7 protein-coding genes are annotated in these 7,656 nt (G+C 44.8%); 2 read left to right on the forward strand and 5 right to left on the reverse strand.

Translation table 11 applies throughout. The annotated features are described in order from the left end of the window. Window positions 1-678: 678 nt before the first annotated feature. The 5 genes from ACLFWI_RS22755 to ACLFWI_RS22775 all read right to left on the reverse strand — a co-directional run bounded on the left by ACLFWI_RS22755 (window position 679) and on the right by ACLFWI_RS22775 (window position 6,612). Window positions 679-1,752: a hypothetical protein gene (locus ACLFWI_RS22755; protein ID WP_446414819.1), complete on the reverse strand. Its 1,074-nt coding sequence runs from the start codon at window positions 1,750-1,752 to the stop codon at window positions 679-681. 350 nt (window positions 1,753-2,102) lie between these two features. Then, entirely contained in the window at window positions 2,103-3,326 is a 1,224-nt protein-coding gene (locus tag ACLFWI_RS22760) for an RNA-guided endonuclease InsQ/TnpB family protein (protein ID WP_446414824.1), read from the reverse strand. Window positions 3,327-3,826: 500 nt separating this feature from the next. Beyond that, window positions 3,827-4,969, reverse strand: a complete 1,143-nt coding sequence (locus ACLFWI_RS22765) for an LptF/LptG family permease (RefSeq protein WP_446414820.1) — start codon at window positions 4,967-4,969, stop codon at window positions 3,827-3,829. 82 nt (window positions 4,970-5,051) lie between these two features. Continuing rightward, complete coding sequence (gene lptB, locus ACLFWI_RS22770) at window positions 5,052-5,780, reverse strand: LPS export ABC transporter ATP-binding protein (protein WP_446414821.1); 729 nt, start codon at window positions 5,778-5,780, stop codon at window positions 5,052-5,054. A gap of 316 nt (window positions 5,781-6,096) precedes the next feature. Then, entirely contained in the window at window positions 6,097-6,612 is a 516-nt protein-coding gene (locus ACLFWI_RS22775) for an LptA/OstA family protein (protein WP_446414822.1), read from the reverse strand. Between ACLFWI_RS22775 and ACLFWI_RS22780 the strand changes: the two genes are divergently transcribed. Together ACLFWI_RS22780 and ACLFWI_RS22785 are read left to right on the forward strand one after the other, a co-directional pair. Then, on the forward strand, window positions 6,611-6,811 hold the full coding sequence (locus tag ACLFWI_RS22780; RefSeq protein WP_446414823.1) for a hypothetical protein: 201 nt from the start codon (window positions 6,611-6,613) through the stop codon (window positions 6,809-6,811). The genes ACLFWI_RS22775 and ACLFWI_RS22780 overlap by 2 nt on opposite strands. A gap of 167 nt (window positions 6,812-6,978) precedes the next feature. Beyond that, a complete protein-coding gene (locus ACLFWI_RS22785; protein ID WP_446409265.1) occupies window positions 6,979-7,578 on the forward strand; it encodes a gamma-glutamylcyclotransferase in 600 nt (199 codons plus the stop codon). Window positions 7,579-7,656: the final 78 nt, after the last annotated feature.

Raw genomic sequence — 7,656 nt, forward strand, 5'->3', positions numbered from 1 at the left:
TCCTCCTTTAATCCCTAAACCCGCCCCGACATCTTTGGCATGCGATCGCGCCTTACATCAGATAGGTTTTGTGATTGGGTTTCCGGTTAATCTCTAAATCGGATATCGGAGCGTTAAAGCCAATGTAGGGGCGGGTTTAGAAGCCAAATTAACACAGAGACCAATAACATTCTACAAAACCCGCCCTGCCCAACCATTTATCCAACCCATTACCCAATCGCCAATCTAGTCCTATATCTTTGGCATGCGATCGCGCCTTGAAAATCAGATGGGTTTTGTTATCGGGTGGGGAATTAATCAATAAATTTAGGTGGGGATTAGGGCGGGTTTCGTTGTTTGGTTTGAGGTGGGTTTCCTCCTTTAATCCCTAAACCCGCCCCGACATCTTTGGCATGCGATCGCGCCTTACATCAGATAGGTTTTGTGATTGGGTTTCCGGTTAATCTCTAAATCGGATATCGGAGCGTTAAAGCCAATGTAGGGGCGGGTTTAGAAGCCAAATTAACACAGAGACCAATAACATTCTACAAAACCCGCCCTGCCCAACCATTTATCCAACCCATTACCCAATCGCCAATCTAGTCCTATATCTTTGGCATGCGATCGCGCCTTGAAAATCAGATGGGTGTTCAACAGAAGCATTCCCAGGCAGAGCCTGGGAACGAGGCGACGAGGCGACTAACGGGGAGCATTTAATTGTGAGCCGTTGAGCTGACTTGGTTGTAACCCCGGTGTAATGGGTGTCGGATTATTTCCGGCGCTAGGAACGTTATTGGGTTGAATCGGATATTGTCCAAAATTAGCGGAGTTAGCAGGTGCGGTTGGCATCACCGGAGAGGTGGTGACACCCGTTGCTGGAACTGGAGGGGCAGGAACTGAGGGATACATGGGCTGTCCAGCACCGTTGTAAACGGTTCCATTCGGTGTCACTCCTGTGGGATAGGTGGGCTGTCCGGCACCATTGTAACCCGATACAGTCGGTACAGAAGCCGGAGGGTAGCTAGGCTGTATCATCCCACGGTTGGTTGTTGTCCTTGGCGCAATTCGTGCTGGAACTCGGGTTTGTTCACTCGTTCTAGAGGTTGGCACGGTTTGACTTGGACTTGTATCAGAACGTTGAGTCAGTTGCTCAGAATTTTGATTGCTCGTTTGAGACGCCTCAGTTCCTGACACCTCAGTCAATTCTTGGAAAGCATTCGCAGAAGTCGTTTCTGAGTTTGACGACGAAGGCTCAGAATTTAACATATTCGGGTCAGGAAAGAGTCCCTTCCCCGATAAAATATCCCCCATGAGAAAGTCTTGTGAGGCTTTGGCGAAGGGATTGCTGGATCTTGGTTTTGACTCAGCAGCGCTATTTAGGATTGAGGGAGTAGAGGTTGACGGCGGTTCGGATGCCGATGCGGTCAAGGAATTTTTTTTGTCTCCGGGCTTCTGGTTGGGTAGATTAGCCAACGCTAGAGCATTCTGTTGGTCAAATTCCTCGATCAGGACTGCTGAACTGTCAATATCTGCCATGTTAGCGGCAAGTTCTTCAGCCGAAAGCCTTGTCTCATCGGTTGAGTTCTCAAATTGCTCGCGGATTGGGTCTTCTTCCAAAAAACTCAACCAATTGGGATTCTGCCAATATTCCCAGACAAACAACACGATTAAGCCAAAGCCCATGACTGATAGCCAAAATTTGGGTTGCCTTAAGGGTTGAAGTCGGGCTTTTAAATAGCGCAGATACGCAGGCACTTGATTGGGAGATGACATAGCGCAAGCCGGTAGTATGATTTGACAAAAATTGAACGAACCGAGTCAGAATAAGTAGGATAATGTAACTTTTGTTACAGAAATAATTTAAAGGATTGATTTTTTCTGAGTAAACGGTTGGTTCTGTAGTGCAACCCACTAATTATATCTAATCTGATAGACTCTGCGACTCACCCGTTCGGACTGGTTACACCACCATGCTGTTCGGTTGAGTAAGCTGACTTAAGCCCTCAACTAAAGTTGGGGCTAAAAGCACCAAACCCGTTGAAACGGGTTCAAAGAGTCATAGTTGGTAAAAGTATAGTCAAATATAGACAGACTTCATTTCATTGCAGAAATTCCCTTCGCTTTTACTTTGAGAGATTAATTCTCCTTGGGTGAACTACGCACCTCTCTATCCCATAGCGGTTAAACGCATTTGGGAATGCTTTTCGTAAAATATTGTAGGAACCTATGACATCAGATTGAACAAGAACCCCTTGATCTGTACGATATAAACCTCGTTTAATTCTTTTTCCTGAAAAAATGGGTTTCTCAGTAAGCTGTCCATAAACGGGGAGAGGATCTAAATTCAAAAAATTAGAAGCTGAGGTATAGGATTCTTCTTGGAGCATCACCGATATTCCGGCTAATTGACATTTGTAAATAATCATGTCAATTAATCGAGCATGAGGAACAGTCACAAATTTTTGATTGTTGACTTTTCCTAGGTTCACTTCTTGTTTCCAACCGTCATTTTTCCCAATTACTAAAGTGGTGATATCTTGGTCAACTAAGAGATTGACTAAATAACGACTAGCTCGATGAAGATAATTATCTATCTTCTGATTACGGCAACGGGTTAAACGACGAATTCTCTGGGAACTTTGACGATTGCTTTTTAAGAGAGATTGTAACTTAGCTCGACGTTGGTTATAAAATTGATTTAGGCTTTTTAACGGTCTGCCATTAATCAACAAAGGAGTAAAATCCGGTTGATTTGAAGTTACAGCCATCAAATTATCTATGCCTAAATCTATCGCGGCTATCTTTTCATTTGGGGTTAAGAACTGTTCTTTTTCTTCATAAATTACCTCAATTACATAACAATCGCACTTGGGGACAATTCTTACTTCTGCTATACGGTTAGCTACTTGACTGGTCAACTCAATATTAGTTCCTGATAGCTTGACTACTCCTTTTCTTCTGGCTACTTTACTTATCGCTTGAATTGTATAACTTAGCAGATTTCGTCCTTTTTTTGTATCTTTATAGCCAGGAATTTTCGGTCTACCTATAAATTTATCGGGATGCTTTTTAAATTCAGAGTTCGCGGCGAAAAAAGATTTCCAGTTCCGATCTAATCCTCTTAACACTTGCTGCGATACTTTCGCGGGTAAGGCTTTGTATTGCTCTGTGTTTTTCATCAAAGAAGCCATCTGATTATAACTCAAATACCCATGACCATAAATCCAGTTTTGACGGATGAGGTAATTGGCACAGTTGTAAAGGTTTTTAGACTGCCAAGACAAGCGATCTATCGACCTCCAAAAACGATGCCCTTTTTTGATTATATGTCTTTGGGTTAGTAGCATTATTGTCCGTGAGCTTTTAACTCGAACCACATCTTTTCGGTTTTTCGTTTCGACCGCTTGTCGATCGCTTATTATCTTTGTTTTGGGCGCTGGAAACTCTTGCATAAATACAAGCTATCAAGTCAGGTTTCAAGTTGTCCTCAATCGCCTCCGAAGTTATGCTAGAAGTTATGCTAATCGTACCAGACGGCAATTGATGACCTGTCAAATTTCCTTGTTTCCACCACATAAAGGCAGTTCGATAACTGATTCCTGCTTTTTTGGCATCATTCATTGAGAGAGTTTCCTGTCTATATATTACCCAACCTGACTACATCTGACTATATTCTTATTTAAACTTTACAATACCAAATTCGGGGAACGCTACCCCCGTTATAACCCAGTCCGCGCAGGCGGACTTTGTTTGTGTAGCAGCGATTTCAATCGCCTCCTCTTGCAGGGGGTAATAAAGGCAGATTTGGTATCACCTCTTCAGGTTGAGGGGTTTGGTCACCAAACCCCTACCGGGCGGATCGAATTAATAAAAATCCGCCAACCGCAAACCCCATCAGATTGGGCAACCACGCCGAGATTAAGGGAGGGAGGTAGTTACTCAATCCCAGAGCATCTCCGATCGCCATCAGCATATAATAGGCGAAAATCACTAACACGCTAATCCCAAAGCCTGTCGCTTTACTGGTACGCTGAGGTCGATTGCCTAATGATCCCCCAACTAAGCCAAAAACAACGCAAGCAAAGGGTAAGGCAAATTTTTGGCTGATGCGGATTTTGAGTTTGCGAATGTCATCCTCGTCCCCACTCTGACGCTCTAACTCTAGACGTTCTCTGGCTTGAGTGATGTTCATTTCATCGTAATCGCGGTCTTTTCTCGCCAAATCCAAGGGAATGCGAGGTAATTGTAGTTGTTGGTGTTCAAACCGCACGATGTTGCGGTAAGAGGCATCCGGTGACACTAAATAAATCGTACCGTTATAGAAATCCCAAGTGCTTTGCGCTATATTCCATATTGCCGAATCAGCGGTGACAATTTGGTTAAGACTTTGCTGAGACCAGTCGAGAATGGTTAAGCCCTTCATCCGCTCACCATCAAAATTTTGAGCGTAGAATAAGCGCTTAAGTGTTTTATCCTCTGCATATTCTCGATAGAAGATATTGCGCTCTTTGAAGGTGGGTTTTTCCTCTCCTAATGCCTTTTCTAAGGTTATCGTTGCTTGATAGTTAGAGGCGGGGACTACGTATTCATTAAATCCAAAGGTCACGCCAGTAACAACTAAACTTAGCAAAATTGCGGGTAGCACTAGGCGATAAATACTCACCCCGCAGCTTCGCAAAGCAATCAGTTCACTGTCGCTAGAAAGACGGCTGTAAGTCAATAAAGTGGCTAACAGGACAGATGTAGGAAAAGCATAGGCCATGAACTGAGGTAAACTCAACAGCAGCACTTTCAGCACCAATGTGGCTGGTAGTCCTTCATCCACCGCTCTCCGCATCAAGTCAAATAAGCTACCAATCGTTACCCCCACTGAGGAAAACATTCCCATACCAAATAAAAATGGGGGAATGAGTTCGGTGATAATATAACGATCCATCACCGATACGCCAGGAATAAATGAGAAAAGAGGTAGAGATTTACGGATCGTCATTCGTCATTCGTCATTTGTTATTTGTCATTCGTTTATGTATGGGTTTGAGGGCTATTTACGAAACATCGAGAAATAACCAGGTTTATTTTTGAAACTCATCACCCAAGTAATATTGTCGCACCAAGGGGTTGTTGTAAAGTTCTTCAGCACTACCCGATGCCAGGATTTGCCCATCTCGCATGATATAGGCGCGATCGGTGATGGCTAGGGTTTCGCGAACATTATGATCCGTAATTAAAACCCCAATTTCGCGATCGCGCAACCGGGCTATGATTTTCTGTATCTCAGACACAGCAATCGGATCAACCCCAGCAAAAGGTTCATCCAAGAATAAAAACTTGGGTCCTTCTACGCCTGAAGCTAAGGCTCTTGCCAATTCTGTGCGACGACGTTCACCCCCAGAAACCCGCCTTCCAATCGTATTCGCTGCTTTTTCTAAGCCAAACTCTTCAATCAACGTTCGTAACCGCCATCGCCATTCTTGACGCGGTACACCCGTTTGCTCTAGCACCAGTCGCAGATTATCCCGAACCGTCAGATTACGAAATATACTGGGTTCTTGTGCCAAATAGCCAATCCCAAAACGCGCCCGCTGGTGCATCGGCTGCTTGGTGATGTCATTATCATCTAACCATACTGTCCCTTGATTCGGTTTTTCGAGACCAATAGCAATATAAAACGTGGTCGTTTTTCCCGCACCATTTGGACCTAGCAGCCCCACAACTTCCCCTTGTGCCACCGACAGATTGACACGGTTAACGATAGACTGCTTGTTATAGGATTTATGAATATTCTCTAAAACGATTTTCAAGAATAGCTACCTCAGTTAGGGAGTTTTGTGATGTTATAGAGACGTACCATGGCATCTCTGTAGGGGCGGGTTTTACTCTTATCGTTTCCTGTTTACCCAGATGTAACTAAACCCGCCCCGACCAAGTTTTTAGTCTGTAGGGGCGGGTTTCACTACTATCGTTGGCTGTCACCCAGATGTAACTAAACCCGCCCCGATTAGTGTTCAGTTGAAGGGTACTGACTGGTATGCTGGTGGGCAATGCCCACCCTACGGTATCTTAATGGTTTCGGCGCTAACGAATAACAAATGACAAATAACAAATAACGAATGACAACTACTGATCACTTACTGGAGTTTTGAACACAGGTTTTGGATTAAACGGAGGAGTTACAGGCGGCGCGACAGGTTGGGTTGGGGCTTCTGGATCAGACACAATGTAGATCGATTCAACCTGTTGTTCAGTTTTCGGTAGAGCAACAAAGCGCCCTTCATCAATTAAATAGGTAATCGTTTCACCGCGCAGACTATTACCTTGCTGCAAAACATAAACATTCCCCCTGAGAACAATACGCCTTTCTCGACTAAAATATTGAGCTTGAGCCGCCGTTGCCTGAATTTGGCGAGCCGGATAATCAATCTGTACATTCCCCCGCGCTGTGACAACACCCGTTTGGGAATTGGCTTCTTGAACATCTGCCCGAACCGTGATGGCACGTCCATCACTCGTTTGGGCTTGGGCTTCTTTGAGGGGAGTCGGAAGCGCGATCGCTCCCATGAGGCTAATTGGCAGTATCAGCGCTATGCCTAGACGCCGCTTCAGGTTAGCCATGTCGGATAAGCAGGACTTCATGAGTTCAGGGGTAAGTAACGCCAAAGTTGGCAATATTGCTGTGGATAGTGTACGCCAAATTTTCCCGGAAAGCCTAGAGGTTCTCCTGACTCGAAGACACCAGGCTACTGATAAAGGCGATTGGTCAACTCTGATGACGAGTCAGCACTTGCCAATGTTTCTCCTCTTTAGCTTGTTGTACTACCATACTCATTTATGATATCGCCTGCGTTCGTGCGATCGCCGTTGTGATTATACCAACAGGGTTGATTCAAGATTGAGTACACTGATTTAATCTGAAAAATTGGTTACAGTTTGTTCCCCTGACTTAGTGGACAATATATTGCTTAAGCCTTTGCCGTTTAGTATTGTAGTCTTTAGCCAGCGATGACAACTCAGCCTCGCGATCGCCAAGATTCACCCTCACCGTCTCTTGAACCGTCTTTGCCTGTAGCTAATGTGCTACAGTTTCCGCAGACCGAGCCAACTTTTTACTACTTTGCCTATGGCTCCTGTATGTGTCCTGTTGATTTAAAGCGATCGCTAGGTGAAAATACTCATGCTTTCGTCCTAGGCTCAGCCGTTCTCAAAGGATATAGACTGGGATTTAACCGCAAATCAGCACGGCGTAACTGTGGTGTACTTGATATCGTCCCCGATGTGAACGCAACGGTTGAAGGTGTCTTATACCGCTTACCTGAGCGATTTAGTGATCCTCTTGATCACCGCGAAGAAGTACCCCGTGGTGGCTATCGACGAGAAACCGTAGAAGTGTCTTGTCAAGGACGAATCTATCACAATGTCCGGACTTATGTGGTTGTGGAAAAATTAGCCAAAGAATTAGCACCGAACGATTGGTATTTTAATGTTGTGCTGCGTGGGGCTATTACTTGTGGGCTAAGCGAATCTTACTGCTGGCAACTCTTTAACCACATGCACCAGCTTCAACAGCGTCACGGGCAAACCCAATCCTTACGTTCGGCGTAGGGTTTGGTAACCAACGGTGTAGGGGGTTTGGTAACCAACGGTGTAGGGGGTTTGGTAACCAACGGTGTAGGGGGTTTG

This window comes from Coleofasciculus sp. (assembly GCF_046539235.1).
Classification (GTDB): domain Bacteria; phylum Cyanobacteriota; class Cyanobacteriia; order Cyanobacteriales; family Coleofasciculaceae; genus Coleofasciculus.

Excerpts from the sequence above, each read along its gene's own strand:
- ACLFWI_RS22760 (WP_446414824.1), bottom strand. The coding sequence starts at position 3,326 with ATGCTACTAACCCAAAGACATATAATCAAAAAAGGGCATCGTTTTTGG.
- ACLFWI_RS22785 (WP_446409265.1), top strand. The coding sequence starts at position 6,979 with ATGACAACTCAGCCTCGCGATCGCCAAGATTCACCCTCACCGTCTCTT.
- ACLFWI_RS22755 (WP_446414819.1), bottom strand. The coding sequence starts at position 1,752 with ATGTCATCTCCCAATCAAGTGCCTGCGTATCTGCGCTATTTAAAAGCC.
- ACLFWI_RS22775 (WP_446414822.1), bottom strand. The coding sequence starts at position 6,612 with ATGAAGTCCTGCTTATCCGACATGGCTAACCTGAAGCGGCGTCTAGGC.
- ACLFWI_RS22780 (WP_446414823.1), top strand. The coding sequence starts at position 6,611 with ATGAGTTCAGGGGTAAGTAACGCCAAAGTTGGCAATATTGCTGTGGAT.
- ACLFWI_RS22765 (WP_446414820.1), bottom strand. The coding sequence starts at position 4,969 with ATGACGATCCGTAAATCTCTACCTCTTTTCTCATTTATTCCTGGCGTA.